Genomic DNA, 20,951 nt, shown 5'->3' with positions numbered 1-20,951 from the left:
CGGATGGGAAAAGGAAATGTTCACCAAGAAGATGATGGCGACAACGGTCTTCGCCATCGCAGCCACCGGAATCACCATGGCCATGGCACACGGCGAGGCGGGGCTCGCCGATGTCACGGTCAACGGGGTGGATGGCTCGGTCGGATACACCACCACCTTGGCGGCCGACCACTCCAACGCCCTGATCACCTTGGCCTCGGGCCACTTCGTGCTCGCACCGGACGCGGTGCGGGTCGTCGCGGACGACGGTACGGTCGTCGGCGCGATTCCGTTGACGCTCACCGCGGACAACGGTCAGGTCGGGCGCGTCGACGCGGCCTTGAACAGCGACAGCTCGGTGACGCTGACTCCGGTCGGCGGGCCCACCGAGGCCGCGATCACCTCGCAGGATATTCCGTTCATGCACCAGGCCGATGCCGATGTGGCCGCCGGGATAGTCGTCGGCGCGGTGGTCGGCTGCGTGATCGGCATCCTCATCGGAATCTGGTTCTTCCTGATCGGCGCGATCCCCGGTTGCGTGATCGGTGCGGTCATCGGTGCTTTCGTCGGCGCCGCGATCGCCGAGTAGTCACCAGCCGAATCCCACTGCGTCAGCGGGATATCGGTAACGGCGAGGTGGTGGACGGGCAGCGTCCGCCACCTCGCCGCGCCACTCGATCCCCTTGCGGGTCGGGTGAATACAGTGCGGCCCGGGCTCAGCTGTACAGCGCCTCCACCTCGGCCGCGTACTTGCTCAGCACCACCGGCCGTTTGAGCGACAGCTTCGGTGTGAGCTCGCCGCCCGCCTCGGTCCAGTCATCGGACAGGATGCGGATCTTCTTGATGGACTCGGCCTTCGACACCGTGGCATTGGCGGCGGCGACCGCCGAATCGATCTCGGACACCAACCCGGCGTGACCGACCAGATCCGTGACCGGCGTCGCCTCGTCCACGCCGTGCCGCTGCCGCCAACCCGGCAGCGCCTCACGGTCGATGGTCACCAGCACCCCGATGAAGGGGCGGCCGTCGCCCACCACCATGCACTGGCCGACCAGCGGATGCGCGCGCACGACATCCTCGAGCTGTGCGGGCGAGACGTTCTTGCCGGCCGCGGTGACGATGAGCTCCTTCTTGCGGCCGGTAATGCCGACGAACCCGTCCGCATCGACGTATCCCAGGTCGCCGGTGCGGAACCAGCCGTCCTCGAAGGACTCGGCGTTGGCAGCCGGATTGTTCCAATAACCGGAGAACACCACCGGTCCGCGCACCAATAGTTCGCCGTCGGCGGCGACACGCACCCCGTGGCCCTCGATGGGACGGCCGACGGTGCCGATGCGAATGCGGTCGGCGGTGTTGACGGTGACCGCGGCGCTGGTCTCGGTGAGACCCCAGCCCTCGTAAACCGTGAGGCCGATGCCGCGGAAGAAGTGCCCCAGACGCGCGCCGAGCGGTCCGCCGCCCGATACCGCCGCATGGCACCGGCCACCCAGTGCCGCACGGAGTTTCGAGTAGACCAGCCGATCGAACAGGGCGTGCCGCAAACGCAGCAGGGGCCCGGGACCGCCGTCCTGTAGTGCCTCGCTCCAGGCGATGGCGGTGTCGGCGGCCAGATCGAACAAGCGGCCGCGCCCCGAGTCCGCGGCACGTTGACGGGCGCCGTTGTAGACCTTCTCGAAGACCCGCGGCACCGCCAGGATGAATTCCGGCCGGTAGGAAGCGAATTGGTCGGACAGCGTGGACCAGTCGGACGTGTGCGCGACCGTCACGCGCATCACCAGGGTTCCGATCGCGATGACCCGGGCGAACACGTGCGCCATCGGCAGGAAGAGCAGCGTGCGATCGCCCGCGGACACGAAGCCCGACAAGGCGATCGGCACCGCCGTCACCTCGGCGAGCAGATTGCCGTGCGTCAGCATCACGCCTTTGGGACGGCCGGTGGTGCCCGCGGTGTAGATCAACGTGGCCGGTGCGCTCGCGCCGATGGCCTCGCGCCGCTGCTTCAAAACGGTGTCGTCCAGCGCGCTTCCGCGTTCGACGAGGGTGTCCACCGCGCCTTCGTCGATACACAGCAGCCCGAGATCCGCGCCGCCGATCTCCGCGACGACGCCTCGGTGCGAGGCGTTCTCCACGATCAGCAGCCGGGTGCCGGAATTCTCGAGGATCCAGCGCGCCTGCTCGGTCGAGGAGGTCGCGTAGATGGCGACCGTGCAGGCCCCGGCGGTCCAGATGGCGAAATCGAGCAGCGTCCATTCGTACCGGGTCGACGACATGATGGCGACCCGGTCACCCGGCTGGACGCCGGAGGCGATGAGCCCCTTGGCGACCGCGCGTATCTCGCCGGCGAACCGGGCGGCCGTGATATCGGTCCACCCGCCCTCCCCCGGCACTTGGAACGCCACGAAATCCGGCGTGCTGCCGGCGAGATCGTCGACGATATCGGTCAACGCCGCGTGCTCCGCGATGTGATAGGACGCGGGGACCTCGATCTGCTGAATATGGGTTGCGGTTGCCATTGCCTGTCTCCTCGGACCCAGCCGGACGACTCCGTCCAGCTCACCCGGGTTCCCTGCCCGGGTGCTAGCCATATCCACCACGGTCCGCCGACAGGCTCCCCACCGAGCCGTTTTGCCCGAATCCACCGCAAAGAAGGGACTTTGGACAGCGCCGAGTGGCACACGCCGGCGGGGCATTGCCCGATTCGCCCTCCAGGATGTGCCACTCGACGACGGGGACTACTGGGTGAGCTTGTGGCGGAGCTGTTCGATGGTGTGGCCGTTGAGGCCGAGGCCGTCCTTCAGGTACTTGTCGACCGAGCCGTAATCGGCGACCAGCTGGTCGATTCCGGCCTGCAGGTAGGTGCGGTCCACGCCGAGCAGGGGCGCGTAGACGGCGGCGGCGGCCTCACCCTTGGCGGCTTTGATCTGGGCCAGGGTGGCGGCATTGCTGACGGCCAGGTAGTCGTTGCTGAGCAGGTAGTCGCTCATGATGGTGGCGTCGTCCACGCGGGCGAGGCTCAGCAGCAGGTAGGAGGCCCAGCCGGTGCGGTCCTTGCCGGCGGTGCAATGGAATACGGCCGGGCCCTGCTGGTCGGCGAGCTGGGTGAGCAGGTCGGCGAACTTGCCGCGCTCACCGGCGTCGGAGACGAAGGACTTGTTGATGTCGCGCATGAACTTTCGCGCGTCGTCGGGGGAGGTGAAGCTCGGCACGCCGGTGGACAGGTTGCCGGAGAAGATCGAGATGTTCTCGTACTTCGCGCCCGCGGGCACGCGGTCGCCCTTCTGCGCGATCTCGTCGGAGCTGCGCAGGTCGAACACCGTGCTCAGGTGCAGCGCGTTCAGGGTCGCCAGGTCGGCGTCGTTGGGGGTCAACGCATTCGAGCGGTAGAACACGCCCTTGTTCAGGTGGTGGCTGCCCTGGGCCGGGTAGCCCTGGCCGGTTCCGGCGACGTCCCGGAAGTTCACCACGCTCGCCAGGCGAGGCGCGTCCGCGACCTGCTCCTTGTTGGGCTTGGCCGACGCGGCGGGCACCGCGAGCAGCGCCGAATGGTCGGCGGCCACCGAGCCGAGGAACGGGGACGCGAGCAGACCCGCGGAAATCATGAAGACGATTCCGCTGCGCCGCACAGAAAATGACACCTGAAAAACTCCTTGTTCATGCGTGAAACCCGGGACCACTAACCGTGACCGCATGTCTCACAAATGGATCGCGAGCTGTTCTATCGGCGCGAAATGAACCGGAAGCAATCGCGCGGCGAACAGTCCGGCGGCGGTCCGTGAACCCCCGTTGTGCAGGGAGTCATATATCTTTTCGGCCCGGATTCGATCCCACTCAGCGGGATGTCCGGTGTTCGGACACGCCCATCGTCCTAGTTGATACCGACCGGTCTTTTCTGTGATAGCAATATCTCTGCACTTGATCTGAGCGTATGTCCCCAATTCACGGAAATGCCGACCGGCATTCCACATCGAATGAGAGGCGAGCGCATGCAGTTCAGGAAATTCGCGGCGGCATCGATGCTGACCATCGCTGCCACGGTCATGGCGACGGCAACCGCCCATGGCGAGGCCCAGGTACCGCTGACGGTCGGCGGCCAGGACCACGGCCTGACCTACACCTCCACGCTGTCCGAGGACCACCAGGGCGTGGTCACGCAGCTGAGCGAGGGCCGGTTCACGCTCTCGGAGGACCGCTCGACGGTGTCCGTCGAGGCGGCCGACGGGACGGTGGTCGAACAGATCCCGACGGACTACGAGCTCAACGGCTACCCGGTCCACCTGCGCGCCGAGGTCGCCGAGGACGGCAGCAGCCTCACCGTCTGGCCCCGCGAGAGCAACGGGCCGATCAGCACGAGCACCTACAACGACGGGGTGCAGCAGATCGCCCAAGCGCAGCTGAAGGACATCGGTGTCATCGGTTGTATCGCCGGTGGTGCGGTCGGCGCCGCCCTCTTCGGCGCGATCGGTACCGTCCTCGGCCTGATCGCCCTCATCCTGGGCTCGATCCCCGGCCTGTTCATCGGTCTGGTCGCCGGTGCGGTGATCGGTTGCGTCGTGGGCTTCTTCGTCATCTGACGACCGCCGCGCATCACCCGAAGCCACACTGCCGGGCCGGATATCTCCGGCCCGGCAGTGCCGTCCTGACGGTCGGCACCGGAATCAACGGCGGCAGTTCCTGCCTCGTGATCTGACCGTCGCCGACGACGGTGATGCCCGATTCTCGCCAGACTCGCGGGGCGGGTGTTCGTAGCGTCGGATCCCATGGGAACCGAACTGATTGCCGTCGAACGGGATACGGGTATACGGAGGCCGGTGGTGTGGTTCATGGCGGTTGCCGCCGCCCTGGGCACCGCCGGCATCTACCCACTGCAACCTGCCATCGCGGCGGTGGGAAGGTCGCTCGACGCGTCACTGGCGGAGGTCGGGGTGGCATTGGCGTGCGGGCCAGTGGGGTACATGCTGGGGCTCGCGCTGCTGGTGCCGCTGATCGACCGCAGCGCACCACGGACCGTGGTATCGGTCCAATTCTGGGCGCTGGGAATCGCTTTGGCCGCCGCGGCCGCCGCGCGCTCGCCGTGGCTACTCGGCATCGCGGTCGGACTGATCGGGGCCGGATCCTCGGTCGGAGCCCAATTGAGTTCGGTAGCAGGACGATTCGCCGATCCCGGCCGACGGGCGACGGTGCTCGGAATCGTCACCGCGGGAATCTCGGCGGGAATCCTGGTGGGCCGCATCGTGGGTGGATGGCTGGCCGAGGCCATCGGCTGGCGGGGGATGCTGCTGTTGCTCGCGGCCGCCTGCGCGGCGGTGGGCTCGGCAGCCCGAGCGGTCCTGCCCGCCGCGAACGGGGACACCGCAACCAGCTATCTGAGCCTGCTGCGCGGCCTGCCCGGCCTGTATGCCCGCCACCCGATCCTCCGGCTGGCCGCGAGCCGAGGCGCCCTGTGGTTCTTCGCCTTCTGCGCGATCTGGGCGGGCCTGGCCGTGGCGCTCTCCGAGCCCCCGTTCTCCTACTCCCCCGAGCGCATCGGCCTCTACGCCTGCGCGGGCCTGCTCGGCATCATCGCCACCCGTATCGCCGGAACGTGGACCGACCGCGTGGGCCCCCGCCGCGTGATCCTCACCGGCCTCGCCCTCGCGGCCATCGCGACCGCGGCCCTGTCGGCAACGCTGTCCGACACCCCCATCACCCTGCTCTGCCTGGCGCTCTTCGACGCCGGACTGTTCGCCGCCCAGGTCGCCAACCAGAGCACCGTGCTCGCCATCGACCCGAGCGCCACCGCTCGCTTCAACAGCGCCTACATGCTCGTCTACTTCGTGGGCGGCAGCGCGGGTACCGCCTTCGGTGCGGCCGCGGTCGCCTGGTTCGGTTGGACCGCGACAACTCTCATCGCGCTGGTCACGATCATCCTTGCCGCCGCCATCACCCTCGTGGTCCGCAGCACCGGTGCGCGCCGCACCCGACCCTGACGATTCGAGCCCCGGTCAGCCGACTTCCATGGCGTCACGGACGATCCGGTCCACCGCCTGGGCCATCCCGGCGAGGTCGGCGTCGGGGTTGCGGGCGCTGCGGCGCACGGCGGCGTAGGGCAATTCGATGATCAACAGTGCCAGGCGTTCACGATCGGCCTCGCTGCGATAACCCAAGCGGTCGGCCAGATTTCGCATGGCGTCGTTCACCAGGGTCTGCCGGGCCGCGGCCGCCTCGCGGGCTTCGGCGCTCCATTGCGCGGATCCGAACGACTCCGGCCCGGCGAGCAGGACCGCCGCGTCGGTGGGGTGGCGCAGCGACCAGTCGGTGACGTGATGGGCGGCCCGCACGGCGGCCTCGTGCGGTGGATCGATCTCCAAGGCCGCGAGGAACCCGCGCTGAAATCGCTCGATCGTGCGCAGCCACAGACCCGACAGCAGCGCGGCCCGGTCGGGGAAACGGTAGTAGACCGAGCCGCTCGGGGCACCGGTGGCGGCCGCGATGGCGCTCATGGTGATCGCGGCGGCGCCGTCGGCGGCCGCGATATCGGCGGCGGCGTCCAGCAGCGAGTCGGCAGTGTGCGCGGGTTTCCTTGACACGTTCTAGAGAGTAGCCTCTAATTGCAATTAGAGAGTAGTCGCTAAATGAAAGGTCGCAGCTCATGGTGCGCAATGTCCACAGCCGCGTGATCGCAGCCGACGCCGGATCGGTCGGCCTGCTGCTCGATACCCTCGCCACCGACGACGACCAGTTGTGGCCCGTCGACCGTTGGCCTGCAATGCGTTTCGATCGGCCACTGGACGTCGGGGCCGACGGCGGCCACGGACGCATCCGCTACACCTGCGTGAAATACGTTCCGGGACAAGAGGTGCGGTTCCGATTCCACAGCCCGCGCGGCTTCGACGGAACCCACGGGTTCATCGTCGAAGCGGTGGATGCCACCCACACCCGCCTGGCGCACGAGCTGATCATGACCACCCACGGCTGGGACCGCCTCGCCTGGCCCCTCGTCTGGCGTTGGCTGCACGACGCCCTCCTCGAGGACTCCCTCGACCTCGCCGAAACCGCCCTGGTCCCGGGCACCCCGCCGCGCAGCCACCACAGCGCCTACGTCCGCTACCTCCGCGGACGCGTGCACAGCCACGAGGTGCGCAAGGAGCAGGCCCATGCCGAAACACGCTGAGGTACACGGCATCTTCGAGAAGATCGCCGGCTACTACGACCGCATGAACACCGTCATGACCCTCGGCGGCCACGCCCGCTGGTGCCGCGAAGTCGCCGCTCGGGCGGCCCCGCCCCCAGGCGGCCGCCTGCTGGACCTCGCCACGGGCACGGGTGCGATCGCCCTGGCAGCGGCCCGCAGATACCCCGCCGCCACGGTGACCGGAGTCGACTTCTCCGAGCGAATGCTGTTGCACGCCAAGACCAAACCCGGAGCACACGCGGTCCACTGGCTACAGGCCGACGCCACCCGCCTACCGTTCGACAACGAATCCTTCGACGCCGTCACCGAAGGCTATCTGCTCCGCAACACCGACAATCTCGCCGAGGCCCTCCACGAACAACGCCGAGTCCTCCGCACCGGCGGCCGCCTGGTCATCCTCGAAACCTGCCCACCCACCGGCCCCCTCGAGCCCCTGCTGGACTGGGCCCTGCGCACAATCGTCCCCCTGCTCGGCCGGCTCGTGTCCGGCGACCGCACCTCCTACACCTATCTGGAATCCAGCACCCGCACCTTCGACTCCCCTCGCCGACTCGCCATCCTGCTGAGCCATACCGGCTTCCACGACATCGGCTGGACCAGGAAGTTCTTCGGCACCAACGTCATCCTCTGGGCCACCAAGGCGCAGTGAGGGCAGGCGCGTCTCGACCGCCGTCGACTCCACCCCGGGACCTGCCATCGAATTCGCGATCGATCCGCGGCGACATCACCCTCACAGCTACAGTGAGCAAATCTGAAGCATGCACACTTCGCATGTTTCCCGGCGGATCGATACGAGGTGTACGACCAGTGAAGAGTTCGACTCGGATGCGCGTGCTGGCCGCGTCCGTGGCCTGCGGCACCGCGGCAGTGCTGGCGACACTGTCCCCCCAGGCCACGGCCGAGGAACCCACCGGCAAAACCCTTGTGGTGATAGGCGATTCCTTCTCCGCCAACGGCCAGATCCTCGACCTCCTGAACTCGAGCGGCGACACAGGCTGCAAACACGTATCCACCTCCTGGCCCACCCAACTCACACAACGCCTGGCCTTACCCCCGGACGACGTCGAAGACACCTCCTGCCAGGGCGGCTCAATCGACACCTCCGGCTGGACCCTGGCCCACCAGGTAAAACGAGCCATGTCCGACGGCGCCCTCGGCCCCCGCACCCACACCGTCACAATCCAACTGGGCATGAACGACGCCTGGGGCCTCGACACCCCCATCCCCCTCTCCCGAGCCTTCCCCTGCCTGACCGACCTACTCAACGGCTGCGGCCCCGAAGCCATAGACCAGGGCCGAGCCCCCGACCCCGAAACCATCACCGCCCAGACCTACGCCACCCGAATCCGCCAAGCAGTCGACTACATCCGCTACTACGCCCCCAACGCCCACATAACCCTCATCGGCTACCCCGAACTCCACACCCCCGGCCAAACCACCGCCTGCGCAACCATCCTCGGCCTCAACATAACCCAACCCCGAGCCTCCGCAATCACCGAATACCTCGACCACCTCGACACCGCCCAACGCCAAGCCGCCACCCTCCTCAACCTGGACTTCCTGGACACCCGAGCCCTGACCACCGGCCACGGCCCCTGCACTCCCACCCCTTGGCTCGACGGCGCCCTCGACCCCCACACCGAACTACTCGGCTTCCCCTGGCATCCCAGCGCCCAGGGCGACTCAGTAGTCGCCACAGCCATGCAACAGCGGATCACCCAACGCTAACCTCAACCGTGGGGCCAATTACGTTGAGCGGAACAACATCCCGTTCTTCATTCGCGGATTCACAGCGCAATAAGATCGCTCGCCTCCGGGAATCCATTGGTCCACGAGCTTCGTTCTGAATCAAACCGACTCTCGGTCGGCGGATGCCTGCAGGTCAGGGACCAAAAGTGGGGCGGGCGGGGCTCGAACCCGCGACCAATGGATTATGAGTCCACGGCTCTAACCGACTGAGCTACCGCCCCGGGCCGCGGCTGGTGCGCGGGCGTCGCGATGTTACCGCGACCGCTGGGGGAATGCCTACTCGAGAGCGGGGGCGGGGTGTCCTGCCCCGGGGAAGTGGGCAGGACAACGAGTGGGAGTCAGGCGGAGTGGTCGGCGATTTTGTTGAGTTCCAGCTGGTAGTAGAGGACGCCGAGGCCGAAGAGGAAGTTGAGGAGGAAGGCCAGGGCTGGGGTGCAGGTGCCTTCCAGGCCGGCGGCTTGTTGGGATTCTCGGATTCGGGTGCCGGTGCGCCAGAAGCTGATGAGGGCGGCTATGCCGGTCCAGGAGAGGAAGAGCATGACGAGGAGGGGGCCGGTTACGGGGGCTTCGGGGTCTCGGCGGAGGTCGGCCATTTCCTTGTGGATTTTGTAGTACCAGACGAAGAAGTAGATGCCGAGGGTGGTCAGGGGCCAGACCAGCCACACCAGCACCGGGTTGCGGGGTTTGATCGGGGTGACGAGGGTGGTGGTCATGGTGGTGAATCCTTTTGTTGTGGTGCGTGTTTCGAACAGCTGAGCAGCAGGGCCAGGCGAACGTATCCACGGGATCGTGACCGAATCGTGAAGCGTTAGTGTGGGCGGAGACCACGACGGCAGGAGGCAGGGCATGGCGGGACTGTTCGTGAACGCGCTGAAGGCGCATCAATGGATCTACGAGAACAGCAACGGGGTGGTCGGTCATCGGCTGCTGTTCGGTAACCCGACGCTGTTGCTGCGGACGATCGGGCGCAAGACGGGCAAGGAGCGCACCAATGCGCTGACCTACGCCAAGGACGGCGACAGCTTCCTGGTGACCGCGTCCAATGGCGGGTCGCCGCGGCCGCCGGGGTGGCTGGCGAACGTGAAGGCCAAGGGGGACTGCGAGATTCAGGTGGGGACCAAGCGGATACCGGTCACCGCCACCGCCACCTACCCCGACGATCCGGAGTACGCGCGACGGTTCCAGCTCGCGGACAAGGTGAACCAGGGCCGATACGCGCAGTATCAGAAGATGACGACGCGGCCGATTGCCGTGGTTGTGCTCACACCACGCTGAGCCGGGCGGGTCGGGTGGACCGCACGGGTAAGGGTCGACTACTATGTCGGACCTAGAGGGGAGTACTTCCCAAGAATCATTCCGGTCAGTACGGGCCGCGCCGTCGCGTCCCCCGGGTGGTTGCCCTTGGACAGGGTGAAGGAGACCTCGGCTGGTTTCCCCTGCCCGAGGAGGTCCCATGAGTCCTACCCTGTCCGTTCTCGCGAGTTCCACCACCATCCACACGGTCGGCACGCCCTGGCTGTGGACCGGAACCATCGTCGTGGTGCTGGCCCTGCTGATCTTCGACTTCGCGCTCACCCGACGCCCGCACGAGGTGTCGATGCGGGAGGCGATCGGCTGGACGGTCTTCTATATCGCCCTGCCGGTCGCGTTCGGCGTGTTCCTGTGGTTCAACAACGGCGGATCCCCCGCGATGGAGTTCTTCACCGGCTATCTGCTGGAGAAGTCGCTGTCGGTGGACAACCTGTTCATCTTCATGCTGCTGCTGTCGGCCTTCGCGGTGCCCGCGGCGCTCGCGCAGCGGGTGCTGCTCTACGGCATCGCCGGCGCGCTGGTGCTGCGCGGCATCTTCATCGCGCTCGGCGCGGCCGCCCTGGCCACCCTCGACTGGGCCTTCCTGCTGTTCGGCCTGATCCTGCTGGTCACCGCGGTGAAGCTGCTGGCCGACGCCCTCAGCGGGCACGAGCAGGACGTCGACATCGCCACCATGAAGTCGGTGCGCCTGCTGCGCCGCTTCTGGCCGGTCACCGATGACTATGTCGGCACCAAAATGGTCGTCCAGCAAGCGGATCCGGACCGGCCGTCGAAGCTGCGCCGCGCGCTGACCCCGCTGGCCCTGGTGGTGGGCGCGGTCATGGCCACCGACCTGGTCTTCGCCGTCGACTCCGTCCCCGCCGTGTACGGCGTCACCGGCGACCCGTTCCTGGTGTTCGCCACCAACGCCTTCGCCCTACTCGGTTTGCGCGCACTGTATTTCGTCCTGCACGCCGCCCTCTCGCGCCTGGTGCACCTGGCCTACGGCCTGGCCGCCATCCTCGCCTTCATCGGTGTGAAGCTGGTCCTGCACTGGGCGCACGGCATCTGGAGCGGTGTCCCCCAGATCCCCACGGCCGCATCGCTGCTGGTGATCATCGTGGTGCTGGCGACGGTGACCGTCACCAGCCTGCGCGCCACCCGCGGCGACAAGGGCCATACGCCGGAGACCGCCGCCGAGATCGGGTGAGGGACCGGTCAGCTGCCGCCTCCGCAACCACCGCCCCCGCAGCCGCCACCGCCGCAGCCGCTCCCGCCGCCGCAACCGCTGTGCCCGCCACCGCAGCCATGGTGGCCGCCCCCGTCGGACCCGCCGCCGCAGCCGCTCGAACCACCCCAGTCGCCGCTGGACCCGTAACCCCAGACGCTGCTGCGCCTTCCCCGAGGACGGGCGGGCTCTTCGCGGATGGCCTTGACCGTCACGACGATCACGCCGATCACAACACAGGCACAGAGAATTCCTCCGAGCATTGTTCATCTCCCCCTTTTCCCGCTGTCGTGGCGACCGCGGGATACGCCGAAAGCTACGCGAGGGGGAATCGGCAGGACAAACCCATTTTCTGGGGGACCCGACGTCGGTGTGAGCCCCGCGGAATTGGGTACCCGCCACGTCGGCTCGACACGAAGGCCGGGGCGAGTGGGTAGCGTGACGTCATGCGGCTGCAGCGTTTTCAGCGTCCACGGCTCGATCGGATCAATCGGGCCGTGGACGACCTGGTGCTACCGGAAGCGGTGTTCAAGACGTGTCCGTGGCAGCCCAGAGACCTGGTGGAAACCGGTCTGCGGCAATGGCTGCGGTGTTGCGGGGCCGCCATGCGCGACGATCAGGTGATCGGGATGCCCTCGCACGCGGTGGACGAGGCGTGGCACGGGCTGATCCTGTGCACGATGCGCTATGCCCGGTTCTGCGACTCCGCGTACGGCCGCTTCCTGCACCACTTCCCGGCCGGCGACGCGGTGACCGGGCCCGGCGCCGACTCGATGAGTGATCAACTGGGTCGCACCGTGGTGGCCTGGTCCCTGGTGGCCCGGCCGGGCGAGCGATGCGTGCTGTGGGATCTGGATACCGTTGTCGGAGTGGAGCATCCGTGGGGCATCCCGGCCGAGCGGGTGTCCGACATCGAGGACTCGCTGCGCTCGGGAGCCTGAAGCCGGATCAGAAGCTGCTGCCGCCGCCGCAGCTGCTACCGCCGCTACAGCTACTACCCCCACCACCGCCACAGCTACTACCTCCACCACCGCCACAGCTGCTGCCGCCACCGCAGCCACTGTGACCGCCGTGATGACCGTGGCCACCGCCGCAGCCGGAATTGCCGCCGCCGCAGCCGGTCGCGGTGCAACTTCCGATTCCGCCGGTGTAAGTGCGCCCGGTGGAGCCGAAGCCCTGCTGACCACTACCGGCGGTACCGCGTCGATACGTGCCGCTACGCCATTTCTGCTGACGCTGCCGACGCTGCCGCACAGTGGCCAGCCGATATCGGGCGAGGCTCATCAGGCACAGGCACAAGGCGAAGCCCGCTACGGCGATTACAGTCACGATCAATGCCCCCATGGCACGACGCTACCGACCCCTGGCCCGCAGGCACAGACCAGGGAATTCGGGTTGTCACGCGAGGTTTGACGCGCGCCCTGTCCGGGAACAGCCGATTACGTCAGCTTGACGCGCGCCGCGAAGAACCGGGCGACGGCCGGAGCGAACCGGTTGAACCGGTACTGCATCCACGCCTCCGGCGTCACCGGCACCACATCGCGTCCCCGCTCGACCGCCTTCACGATCTGCGCGGCCACCTTCTCGGGCCCGTAGCGGCGCGCGGCGTACAGCTTGTCGTAGCGCTGCTGCTTGGCCGCCTCCTCCTCCGCGGAAACACCCGAGAAGCGGGTGGTGGCAACGATATTGGTGTGCACGATGCCGGGGCAGATGGTGTGCACGCTGATGCCCTGGCCCGACAGCTCGGCGCGCAGGCAGTCGGAGAACATGAACACCGCCGACTTGGAGGTCGAGTAGGCGGCGAAGCCGCGCTGCGGGGTGTAGGCGGCCATCGAGGACAGGTTCACGATGTGCCCGCCGAGTCCGCGCTCGGCCATCGCCTTGCCGAAGGAACGGCAGCCGTTGATGACTCCGTGCAGGTTGATGTTCAGCACCCGGTCGAACTCGGCGGCGGAGGTGTCGAAGAAGTCGCCCGCCGCGCCCACGCCCGCATTGTTGATGAGGATGTCGGGCACGCCGTGCTGGGCGATGACCTCGTCGGCGTGCGCGGCGACGGCCTCCGCGGAGGACACGTCGAGCTGATAGGCGTGTGCCGTACCGCCTTCGCGTGCGATGAGTTCCGCGGTCTCCTTGGCCGAGTCGAGGTTGATGTCGCTCAACACCACCTCGGCCCCGCCGCGCGCGAACGCCAGCGCGGTCTCCCGCCCGATGCCGCTGCCGCCGCCGGTGATCACCAGCAACTGGTTCTCGAACGGGCGTTGCGCCACACCGACTTCGGCGCGCCGCAGCCCGCGCGAGGTCTCCCCCGTGCGCAGCGCGTCGATGAGCTCGACGGTGGAGGTGGCCAGCAGTTCCGGATGCGAGAACGGCAGCCAGTGCCCGCCGCCGACCTCACGCCGGTACAGGTTGGGCGCGTAGTCCTTGGTGTCGTCGTATCCGGCGGGCCGCACCGCCACATCGCGGCGCGCGATGATCAGCTGCACCGGCACCTCGGTGCGACGCTCGCGCGGATCTGCCATGCGCTGCAGGATGTTCGCGCGGTAGATGCGCATGCCGTCGAAGAAGTCGCGCCGGAACTCGGGCCCGAGCTTGATGTTCTCCGGCGAGGTCTCGTTCATCAGGCCGACGAAGCGCGACCACATCTTCTCGGTGCCCAGCGGCTTCAACACCACGCGCGGCACGCCCGGCGTCATGAACAGCCCGGTGTACATCGAGGACAGCAGCTGAGTGAACGGCCCCCACACCTTGCCGCGCGACAGGTTCGTCCGCGCCCACGCGCCCAGGTGGTCCAGGTTGGGCCCGGACACCGAGGTGAACGAGGCGACCCGGCCGACCGCCCGCGGCTCGCACACCGCCTCCCACATCTGCACCGAACCCCAGTCGTGGGCCAGGATGTGCACGGGCGCATCGGGACTCACCGCGTCGGCCACGGCGAAGAAGTCGGCCGCGAAGTGGTCGAGCCGGTAGTCCTCGGTGCGGTCGGTGCGGGTGGAGCGGCCGTGCCCGCGGGTGTCGTAGGTGACCACGTGGAAGCGGTCGGCGAGCAGCGGCACCACCCGATCCCACAGATGGTTGTCGTCGGGCCAACCATGCACCAGCACAATGGTTTCCGCCGACGGCTCACCGTATTCGTAGACGGCGATGTCGAATTCGCCGCTGCGCACCATGCGCTCGGCGGCGGGGATGACGGTGGGGTGATCGGTCACGATCTTCTCCTCGTTGAGACGGCGCTAGAGGTCCAGCACCAAACGTTCCCCGCCGCAACGGGATACACAGATGAGCATGTCGCCGGCCGCACGTTCGGCGTCGGTGAGCACGGTGTCGCGATGGTCGACGTCACCGGAGCGCACCCGCACCACACAGGTGCGGCAGAAGCCCTGACGGCACGAATACGAGCTGTCCGGACGGACCTTCAGCACTTCCTCGAGCACCGACTTGTCGGCCGGCACGTCGATGACCTCGCCGGTGCGGGCCAGCTCCACCTGGAAGGCGGTGCCGTTCACCACGGGGGCGGGCGAGAAGCGCTCGGAATACAGTTCCACGCCGGGCATTTCACGAACCCGGTCGGCGATGAGCTCGGTCATCACGACCGGGCCGCAGCAGTAGACGGAGGTATCCGAACCGACGCCCGCGAGCAGGTCCGCGGCGGTCGGAATCCCGTGCTCGTCATCGGTGCGCACGGTCACCCGCGAGCCGAACGACTCCACCTCCGACAGGAACGGAATGGTGTCGCGGGAACGCCCCGCGTACACCATGCTCCAGTCCACCCCGAGTCGATCCGCCATCCGGATCATCGGCAGGATCGGCGTGATTCCGATGCCGCCGGCCACGAAATGCACTCGCTTGGCGGAGGATCCGTATCCGGGCAGCACGAACGGAAAGGCGTTGCGCGGTCCGCGCACGGTCAGCGCGGTGCCGACCTTCAGCTCGTCGTGCACCTCCAGCGATCCGCCGTTGCCCTCTGGAATCCGCCGCACCGCAACGCGATACGCGTGCCGATCGGCCGGGTCACCGCACAGCGAGTACTGCCGCACCCGACCCGAGGGCAACTCCAGATCCAGGTGCGCGCCCGGCCGCCATTCGGGCAGCCGCCGCCCGTCGGGCGCGGTCATCAGCAGACTGATCACGTCGGTGTCGTGCGCCTCGACCCGGCGTTCCACCACGACCAGCGGAATCCGCCAGTCGTTCACCGGAGCCTGCGGCTCGTGCCGGTTCACAAAAGTGGTCCAGCGCAACCGGCTCTCGGCGATGAAGTTCACCACCCGGGTGGCACGGTCGGCGCGGCCCTTGCCGAACAGGTCCTGCGGCGGCACGGTCGGGACGGGACGAACCGCGCTCACACCCTCACCTCGCCGCGCTCGGCTCCGGCGTGCGCGAGTCGCGCTGTAGCCGTGGCCTGCTCACGCCGCGCGACCCCGCCGCGCGCGAATTGCCCTGTGCCCATGGTTCTCTCGTTCACGAGGCCATCGCCCGGGCGGCCGGGGACTGTGCCAGATACGCGACGGCCTGCGCGGTCGAACCGACGGTCTCGGGGGTGTAGCCCGGCTTGAAGGTCGAGAGCGCGCTGATCAGCAGCGACGGGATACCCGGAATCGACCGCCGCCACATGCCCGCGAAGATGCGCCCGATCAGCATCGGATAGCGGTGGTCGGGCAGCGAGGGATCGGCGTGCACCAGGAACTTGGTGCCGCGCAGGATCAGCGCGATGAAGATCGGGAAGACCATCAGCATGAGCGCGCCGCGGCGCACGTATCCGATCTCGAAGTACTCGGCCACATCGTGGGCGACCATGCGGTGTTCGACCTCTTCGGCCCCGTGCCAGCGGAACAGGTCCAGCATCTGCGGGTCGGCGTCGAACTTCTCCAGATCGGCGTTGATCACCCAGTCGCCGAGCCAGGCGAAGAAGTGCTCGAGCGCCGCGATCACGCCGAGACGCTCGACCAGCTGTTGCTGGCGCACGGCCTCACTGGCGGCCTCGCGCGGGCCCAGCGTCTTGCGGAAGATGTATTCCGTCTGCCGCACATACGGTTCCACGTCGATGCCGTGCGCCGCGAGCACCTCTTCGAGCGCGCCGCCGTGACTCTCGGCGTGCATGGACTCCTGCCCGATGAAGCCGATCATGGCCTCCCGCAGCTTCTCGTCCTTCACCAGTTCGAGGGCTTCGCCGAAGGTCACCAGGAACATGCGCTCGCCCTCGGGCAGCAGCATGCTCAGGGCATTGAGGACGTGGGAGGCGATCGGTTCCTTCTTCATCCAGACCGGTTCGGTCCGCGACCAATCGAACTTCACATTGCGCGCCTGCAGGGCTACCTCGCCGGGTTCCGTCACCGGTCGGCGGCCCAGATTGGGAAGTAGCTTCATCGGTACTCCTGGTCTCATATCGCGTTTGCTGCGTGAGCGTAGCAATATTCTACCTATGTATGAAACCACGAGTTACAGCTAATTCGTATCGACGCCGAGCGGCTCCGGCGGCCGCAGCCGCGCCACCAGCTCCCGGCGGCTGCGCACACCGGTCTTGGCGAAGATCGCCTTCAGATGATCTTGCACGGTATACGCCGACAGGTGCAGCGCCCGCGCGATCTCGGCGGTACTGCGCCCACGCAGCACCAGATCGACCACCGCCCGCTCCCGCGCGGTAAGCCCGCAGGCCGCCACCACCAGCGACAGCAGATCCACCACTCCGGGCCGCTCGAACGTCACCGCCACCGCGCCCGGCGGCGCGCCGGTCAGCGGGGCGGCTCGCACCACCCACCACTCGCCGGTGACCGCGCGCACCCGCGCCGCCGCCCGGCGACCCGGAAACCGCACCGCGGCCACCGCGTCCGCGATCGGACCGAAGACGACGCCCGACGACGGCGGACGCAGCCGGGCCAGCACCGCCGACGCGTCCGGGGTCATGGCCGACACCGTGTCGTCCGCGTCGACGACGAGCACCGCCGGACCCGTCAATTCCGGGGCCGTGGACACCGGCCCGGTCAGCAGCCCCCGGCGGATCCCGCTCGCGATCACCGGTCCCAGCGCGGCGATCTCGGTGGCGTCGTCCTCACCGAATCCGGTGGCCCCGCCCGCGCGGTACATGCCGAAGGCGCCCCAGCCGACCTCCGACACCCGGCAGACGCACCGCAGCTCGTGCTCGAAATCGAAACGCGGCCGCAGGAATTCGCGGTACCGCAGGCTGCGGGCGGGATCACCGGCCGACTCGAGCGCCAGCACGCCGACCGGGTTCGGTCGCACCGCCAGCTCGGCGAGGCGGTTGAGATCGGCCGGGTCGGCGTTCTCGTAGCGAGTGAACTCGCTGTCGCACAGCTCGATCGGGCGCGTGCCGACACTGGCGGTGACCAGACCCGTCGCCGGATCGGTGCTCGCGGCACACAGGAATTCGACGCCCATCGCGCGATCCAGCAGCTCCGCCGCCTCGAACAGAAAGTCGTGCGTCTCGAGCCCAGCGGCCGCCAGCAACTCCATGCGGGCGCGCAGATCCCGACGTCGAACCCCAACCACCAGCCAATCCTGCACCGGAACAGGCGAAGTCACCAGATTTCTGGGATGGCCCCGGCGCGGGCGGGTACGCGACGGTGAGTGCATGAGCACCATGGGGCGGACAGAGCACGTCGACACCCGGGACATGAAGGCCGTGCACGCCGGACTGCTGCGCGAATTCGGCGGGCTGCCGGATCTGGTGACCACGGCGAGCACCGAACGGGTGCCGGCGGTCGCGGGACACGCGCGACTGCTGCTCGACATTCTCGAACACCATCACTCGGGCGAAGATCGGCTGCTGTTGCCCAAGCTCGTCGAGCGTTGCGGCGCGCAGCTCACCGAATCGCTGGGAACAGCGGAGCGGCAGCACCGCGAAATCCACGCCGGAATCGAGAACGCGGAAGCGGCCCTGGCCCGCTGGGAGCGGCAGCCCACGGCCGAGGCGGCGCGACCGCTCGCCGCGCACCTGCGTGATCTGCACCGCGCGCTGGCCGAGCACCTCGAGACCGAAGAACGCGAACTCCTGCCACTCGCGGCCCGCCACCTGACTCCCGCCGAATGGCACGAGCTCGGCGCGAGCGGCGCGGCCGCGCTTCCGAAACGCCTGGCCCCCATGGTCTTCGGGATGCTCACCGCCGACGCCCCACCCGACGTCACCGCGCTGATGCTCACCGCGGTCCCCGCCGCGCCACGACTCCTGTTGCGCCTGACCGCGACCCGCAGCTACGCCCGCTACCGACGCCGCATCCTCGGCCCGGTCGCGTGATCGGCGCAGCACAGCCCATCGGATGCCGCGCGAAACCCAGGTCCGGTCGCGTGATCCGAGCGCCGCACCCGTCCATCGGATGCGGCGTGAAACCCAGGTCCGGTCGACCGGCCCGAACGGCGCAGCCATCCGATGTGCCGTGAAATGTCGGCTCGATCGACCGACCCGAAGGCCGCAGCGGGCAATTGATGCGGCCCAGACCTCGCTTCGCCATCCGGAGCGCGGGCGAGGACCGGCGGCGCGGGAGGGGGGTGCCGCCGGTCCTAGCGTTCCGGGGGTCTAGCTGTCGACGTGCACGTGCGGCCGCTGCGACCGCCGCGGGATGGCCCGGCGCAGGATCTCGCGGGTCACCGGCGCGACCTCGCCCTCGCCGAAGAACATGAACCGCATCAGGTTGACCAGCGGGTTGCCTTCGGTCCATTCGAAGTACACGTGCGGGCACTCGCCGGTGCGGTCGCGGATGGCGATCAGAATGGAGGCGATGCAGTTGGGCACGGCCGCGGCCTCGACGGTGAGGATGTGGTAGTCCTCCACATCCACCTCGGTCACGTTCAGCGTGGTGCTGAACTCCGAGGGATCCTTCACGATGACCTCGAGGAAGAGGATGGGCTCGTCCGCCGGGATGTGGCTCTCGCGCCGCTGATCGGCTTCCTTCTCCGCGTACTCCTCCGGCGAGCGCCCATCGGTGATGTCGTGGGTGACGATGCGAATCTCACCGCGCTCGGCGAGCTGATCGATCATCTGGCACGCCTTCTCGTCGAACACCACGTCGACGGCCCGCAACTCGAAGGCCCGGCGGATGCGGGAGGCGAAGGACACCACCATGATCGCCATGATGAACAGGATCGACAGGTGCAGACCGGCGGGCTTTTCGATGATGTTGTCGATGGTGGTGTAGGTGAAGATCAGCGATACCACGCCGAATCCGAGCACGCGCGAGTACTGCTTCTTACTCCAGGCCGAAATGCCCACGGCCACGGCCGCGGACGTGATCAGCACCAGCACACCGGTGGCATAGGCCGCGCCTTGCGCGTCCACATTCGCGTTGAAATACCAGGTGATGGCGAATGAGACCAACCCGAAAACCAGCACCAGCGGCCGAATCTGGCGCGCCCATTCGGGTGCCATGCCGAAGCGCGGCAGGTAGCGCGGCACCAAATTGAGCAGACCCGCCATGGCCGACGCGCCCGCGAACCAGAGGATCGCGATGGTGCTGATGTCGTAGACGGTCCCGAAGGCATTGCCCAGATATTCGTGCGCCAGAAAGGCCAGCGCGCGGCCGTTGGCCTGTCCACCGTCCTCGAACTCCTTTTCGGGAATGAGGACGGTGGTGATGAAGCTGGTGACGATGAGGAACCCGCTCATGATGAGCGCCGCGGAGGTCAGCAGCTTGCGGGTGCCGATGATGCGGGTGCGCGGGTATTCCTTGGAGTCGGCCGGATTGCCCTTGATCTGCGGCATGACCGCGACGCCGGTCTCGAAGCCGGAAATGCCCAGGGCCAGCTTCGGGAACACCAGCAGCGCGACGCCGATCATGGCGAAGACATTGCCGTGCTTGGCCGTCAGCAGATGCGTCCAGTCGGTGACCAGGTGCGGCGCCTGCAGCACCTTCACGATGCCGACGACCGCGACCACCAGGTTCAGCGCGAGGTAGGCGCCGACCAGCCCGACCGCTATGCCGATGGCCTCACTGAAACCCCGGAGGAACACCGCCGCCAGCAGAGCCAGCAGCACCAGCGTGATGGTCATGTTCTGGTCGTGCAGGAAGGACGGCATGAGCGGGTTCTCGACGATGTGGGCCGCACCGTCGGCCGCCGAGAGCGTCATGGTGATGGTGAAGTCGGTGGCGGCGAAGCCCAGCAACACCAGAATGGCGAACTTGCCCCACCAGTTCGGCAGGAACTTCGCGAACATGGCGATCGAGCCGCCACCGTCGTGACTCTCCCTGGCAACCCGCCGGTAGACCGGCAGCGCACCCAGCAGGGTCAGCGCGACCAGCACGAGCGTCGCCAGCGGCGACAGCACGCCCGCGGCCAGGGCCGCGATGCCGGGCTGGTAGCCGAGTGTCGAGAAGTAGTCGACACCGGTGAGGCACATGACCTTCCACCAGGAGTGCTGATGCTCCTTGGGTGGCTTCTTGGCCATCGGGCCGGTGATCTGCGCGTACTGGTCACCCGAGTCCTCGAGTAGCCAGTTCGCGAAGCGCGAGCGCGGCCGTACGTCGGTGGTGGTCAAGGAGTCCTCCCCGGAACTCTGTCTGTCCGGTTTCCCGAAAATATTCCGTAAAT

The 20,951-nt window shown here is 67.8% G+C and carries 20 protein-coding genes and 1 tRNA gene; 11 read left to right on the top strand and 10 right to left on the bottom strand.

Going from position 1 to position 20,951, the window contains the following annotated elements; all coding sequences use genetic code 11:
- The first annotated feature begins 16 nt into the window (after positions 1 to 16).
- Entirely contained in the window at positions 17 to 568 is a 552-nt protein-coding gene (locus tag GPX89_RS39860; protein ID WP_157392967.1) for a hypothetical protein, read from the top strand.
- A 127-nt stretch (positions 569 to 695) separates the two neighbouring features.
- Here the strand turns inward: GPX89_RS39860 and GPX89_RS39855 are convergent, their stop codons facing one another.
- Both GPX89_RS39855 and GPX89_RS39850 read right to left on the bottom strand, forming a co-directional pair.
- Positions 696 to 2,474, bottom strand: a complete 1,779-nt coding sequence (locus GPX89_RS39855) for an AMP-dependent synthetase/ligase (RefSeq protein ID WP_328602880.1) — start codon at positions 2,472 to 2,474, stop codon at positions 696 to 698.
- A 237-nt stretch (positions 2,475 to 2,711) separates the two neighbouring features.
- Positions 2,712 to 3,614, bottom strand: coding sequence for a tyrosine-protein phosphatase (locus tag GPX89_RS39850; protein WP_328602853.1), 903 nt, complete (start codon positions 3,612 to 3,614; stop codon positions 2,712 to 2,714).
- Between the two features lie 348 nt (positions 3,615 to 3,962).
- Between GPX89_RS39850 and GPX89_RS39845 the strand changes: the two genes are divergently transcribed.
- Both GPX89_RS39845 and GPX89_RS39840 read left to right on the top strand, forming a co-directional pair.
- Complete coding sequence (locus tag GPX89_RS39845; protein ID WP_157392965.1) at positions 3,963 to 4,550, top strand: hypothetical protein; 588 nt, start codon at positions 3,963 to 3,965, stop codon at positions 4,548 to 4,550.
- A 186-nt stretch (positions 4,551 to 4,736) separates the two neighbouring features.
- Positions 4,737 to 5,945, top strand: a complete 1,209-nt coding sequence (locus GPX89_RS39840; protein ID WP_157392964.1) for an MFS transporter — start codon at positions 4,737 to 4,739, stop codon at positions 5,943 to 5,945.
- Between the two features lie 15 nt (positions 5,946 to 5,960).
- Here GPX89_RS39840 and GPX89_RS39835 read toward each other — a convergent pair whose 3' ends face one another.
- A complete protein-coding gene (locus GPX89_RS39835; protein ID WP_157392963.1) occupies positions 5,961 to 6,545 on the bottom strand; it encodes a TetR/AcrR family transcriptional regulator in 585 nt (194 codons plus the stop codon).
- A gap of 62 nt (positions 6,546 to 6,607) precedes the next feature.
- Here GPX89_RS39835 and GPX89_RS39830 point away from each other — a divergent pair, with 62 nt between their 5' ends.
- From GPX89_RS39830 to GPX89_RS39820, 3 genes are all read left to right on the top strand, one after another.
- Positions 6,608 to 7,129 carry an SRPBCC family protein gene (locus tag GPX89_RS39830; protein WP_157392962.1) on the top strand — a complete coding sequence of 174 codons (522 nt, stop codon included), beginning with the start codon at positions 6,608 to 6,610 and terminating at the stop codon, positions 7,127 to 7,129.
- The gene (locus GPX89_RS39825) at positions 7,113 to 7,799 is read left to right on the top strand and encodes a ubiquinone/menaquinone biosynthesis methyltransferase (protein ID WP_157392961.1); all 687 of its coding nucleotides are present in this window, start codon (positions 7,113 to 7,115) and stop codon (positions 7,797 to 7,799) included. The genes GPX89_RS39830 and GPX89_RS39825 overlap by 17 nt, the downstream gene beginning before the upstream one ends.
- A 158-nt stretch (positions 7,800 to 7,957) precedes the next feature.
- Positions 7,958 to 8,878, top strand: a complete 921-nt coding sequence (locus GPX89_RS39820; RefSeq protein WP_157392960.1) for an SGNH/GDSL hydrolase family protein — start codon at positions 7,958 to 7,960, stop codon at positions 8,876 to 8,878.
- Between the two features lie 168 nt (positions 8,879 to 9,046).
- Here the strand turns inward: GPX89_RS39820 and GPX89_RS39815 are convergent.
- A tRNA-Ile gene (locus tag GPX89_RS39815) sits at positions 9,047 to 9,120 on the bottom strand.
- A gap of 117 nt (positions 9,121 to 9,237) precedes the next feature.
- Positions 9,238 to 9,612, bottom strand: a complete 375-nt coding sequence (locus GPX89_RS39810) for a DUF4234 domain-containing protein (RefSeq protein WP_157392959.1) — start codon at positions 9,610 to 9,612, stop codon at positions 9,238 to 9,240.
- A 133-nt stretch (positions 9,613 to 9,745) separates the two neighbouring features.
- Here GPX89_RS39810 and GPX89_RS39805 point away from each other — a divergent pair, with 133 nt between their 5' ends.
- The 4 genes from GPX89_RS39805 (at position 9,746) to GPX89_RS44085 (ending at position 12,830) form a co-directional block, all read left to right on the top strand.
- Complete coding sequence (locus tag GPX89_RS39805; protein ID WP_157392958.1) at positions 9,746 to 10,174, top strand: nitroreductase family deazaflavin-dependent oxidoreductase; 429 nt, start codon at positions 9,746 to 9,748, stop codon at positions 10,172 to 10,174.
- A 178-nt stretch (positions 10,175 to 10,352) separates the two neighbouring features.
- Positions 10,353 to 11,399 carry a TerC/Alx family metal homeostasis membrane protein gene (locus tag GPX89_RS39800; protein ID WP_157392957.1) on the top strand — a complete coding sequence of 349 codons (1,047 nt, stop codon included), beginning with the start codon at positions 10,353 to 10,355 and terminating at the stop codon, positions 11,397 to 11,399.
- A gap of 464 nt (positions 11,400 to 11,863) precedes the next feature.
- Complete coding sequence (locus GPX89_RS39795; protein WP_157392956.1) at positions 11,864 to 12,358, top strand: glycine-rich domain-containing protein; 495 nt, start codon at positions 11,864 to 11,866, stop codon at positions 12,356 to 12,358.
- A gap of 130 nt (positions 12,359 to 12,488) precedes the next feature.
- Positions 12,489 to 12,830 carry a hypothetical protein gene (locus GPX89_RS44085; protein ID WP_198347807.1) on the top strand — a complete coding sequence of 114 codons (342 nt, stop codon included), beginning with the start codon at positions 12,489 to 12,491 and terminating at the stop codon, positions 12,828 to 12,830.
- Between the two features lie 26 nt (positions 12,831 to 12,856).
- Here GPX89_RS44085 and GPX89_RS39785 read toward each other — a convergent pair whose 3' ends face one another.
- The 4 genes from GPX89_RS39785 to GPX89_RS46120 form a co-directional block, all read right to left on the bottom strand.
- The gene (locus tag GPX89_RS39785; protein WP_157393084.1) at positions 12,857 to 14,584 is read right to left on the bottom strand and encodes an SDR family oxidoreductase; all 1,728 of its coding nucleotides are present in this window, start codon (positions 14,582 to 14,584) and stop codon (positions 12,857 to 12,859) included.
- 63 nt (positions 14,585 to 14,647) lie between these two features.
- On the bottom strand, positions 14,648 to 15,757 hold the full coding sequence (locus GPX89_RS39780) for a PDR/VanB family oxidoreductase (RefSeq protein WP_328602852.1): 1,110 nt from the start codon (positions 15,755 to 15,757) through the stop codon (positions 14,648 to 14,650).
- 115 nt (positions 15,758 to 15,872) lie between these two features.
- Entirely contained in the window at positions 15,873 to 16,778 is a 906-nt protein-coding gene (locus tag GPX89_RS39775; RefSeq protein WP_157392955.1) for a metal-dependent hydrolase, read from the bottom strand.
- Positions 16,779 to 16,856: 78 nt separating this feature from the next.
- Entirely contained in the window at positions 16,857 to 17,918 is a 1,062-nt protein-coding gene (locus GPX89_RS46120; protein WP_157392954.1) for a helix-turn-helix transcriptional regulator, read from the bottom strand.
- A gap of 82 nt (positions 17,919 to 18,000) precedes the next feature.
- On the opposite strand from GPX89_RS46120, the gene GPX89_RS39765 reads away from it, so the two are divergent.
- Positions 18,001 to 18,663, top strand: coding sequence for a hemerythrin domain-containing protein (locus tag GPX89_RS39765; RefSeq protein ID WP_157392953.1), 663 nt, complete (start codon positions 18,001 to 18,003; stop codon positions 18,661 to 18,663).
- 279 nt (positions 18,664 to 18,942) lie between these two features.
- On the opposite strand, the gene GPX89_RS39760 is transcribed toward GPX89_RS39765, so the two are convergent.
- Entirely contained in the window at positions 18,943 to 20,898 is a 1,956-nt protein-coding gene (locus GPX89_RS39760) for an APC family permease (RefSeq protein WP_157392952.1), read from the bottom strand.
- Between the last annotated feature and the right edge of the window lie 53 nt (positions 20,899 to 20,951).

The organism is Nocardia terrae, from assembly GCF_009760405.1.
Lineage (GTDB): Bacteria > Actinomycetota > Actinomycetes > Mycobacteriales > Mycobacteriaceae > Nocardia > Nocardia terrae.
Note: the sequence above shows the minus strand (reverse complement) of the source record. Positions and strands in the feature narration are given on the sequence as shown.

Bases quoted from the DNA above. Each gene is read 5' to 3' on its own strand.
- GPX89_RS39860 (WP_157392967.1), top strand. From the start codon at position 17: ATGTTCACCAAGAAGATGATGGCGACAACGGTCTTCGCCATCGCAGCC.
- GPX89_RS39805 (WP_157392958.1), top strand. From the start codon at position 9,746: ATGGCGGGACTGTTCGTGAACGCGCTGAAGGCGCATCAATGGATCTAC.
- GPX89_RS39765 (WP_157392953.1), top strand. From the start codon at position 18,001: ATGAGCACCATGGGGCGGACAGAGCACGTCGACACCCGGGACATGAAG.
- GPX89_RS39830 (WP_157392962.1), top strand. From the start codon at position 6,608: ATGGTGCGCAATGTCCACAGCCGCGTGATCGCAGCCGACGCCGGATCG.
- GPX89_RS39825 (WP_157392961.1), top strand. From the start codon at position 7,113: ATGCCGAAACACGCTGAGGTACACGGCATCTTCGAGAAGATCGCCGGC.
- GPX89_RS39810 (WP_157392959.1), bottom strand. From the start codon at position 9,612: ATGACCACCACCCTCGTCACCCCGATCAAACCCCGCAACCCGGTGCTG.
- GPX89_RS39840 (WP_157392964.1), top strand. From the start codon at position 4,737: ATGGGAACCGAACTGATTGCCGTCGAACGGGATACGGGTATACGGAGG.
- GPX89_RS39800 (WP_157392957.1), top strand. From the start codon at position 10,353: ATGAGTCCTACCCTGTCCGTTCTCGCGAGTTCCACCACCATCCACACG.
- GPX89_RS39795 (WP_157392956.1), top strand. From the start codon at position 11,864: ATGCGGCTGCAGCGTTTTCAGCGTCCACGGCTCGATCGGATCAATCGG.
- GPX89_RS39785 (WP_157393084.1), bottom strand. From the start codon at position 14,584: ATGGTGCGCAGCGGCGAATTCGACATCGCCGTCTACGAATACGGTGAG.
- GPX89_RS39845 (WP_157392965.1), top strand. From the start codon at position 3,963: ATGCAGTTCAGGAAATTCGCGGCGGCATCGATGCTGACCATCGCTGCC.
- GPX89_RS39775 (WP_157392955.1), bottom strand. From the start codon at position 16,778: ATGAAGCTACTTCCCAATCTGGGCCGCCGACCGGTGACGGAACCCGGC.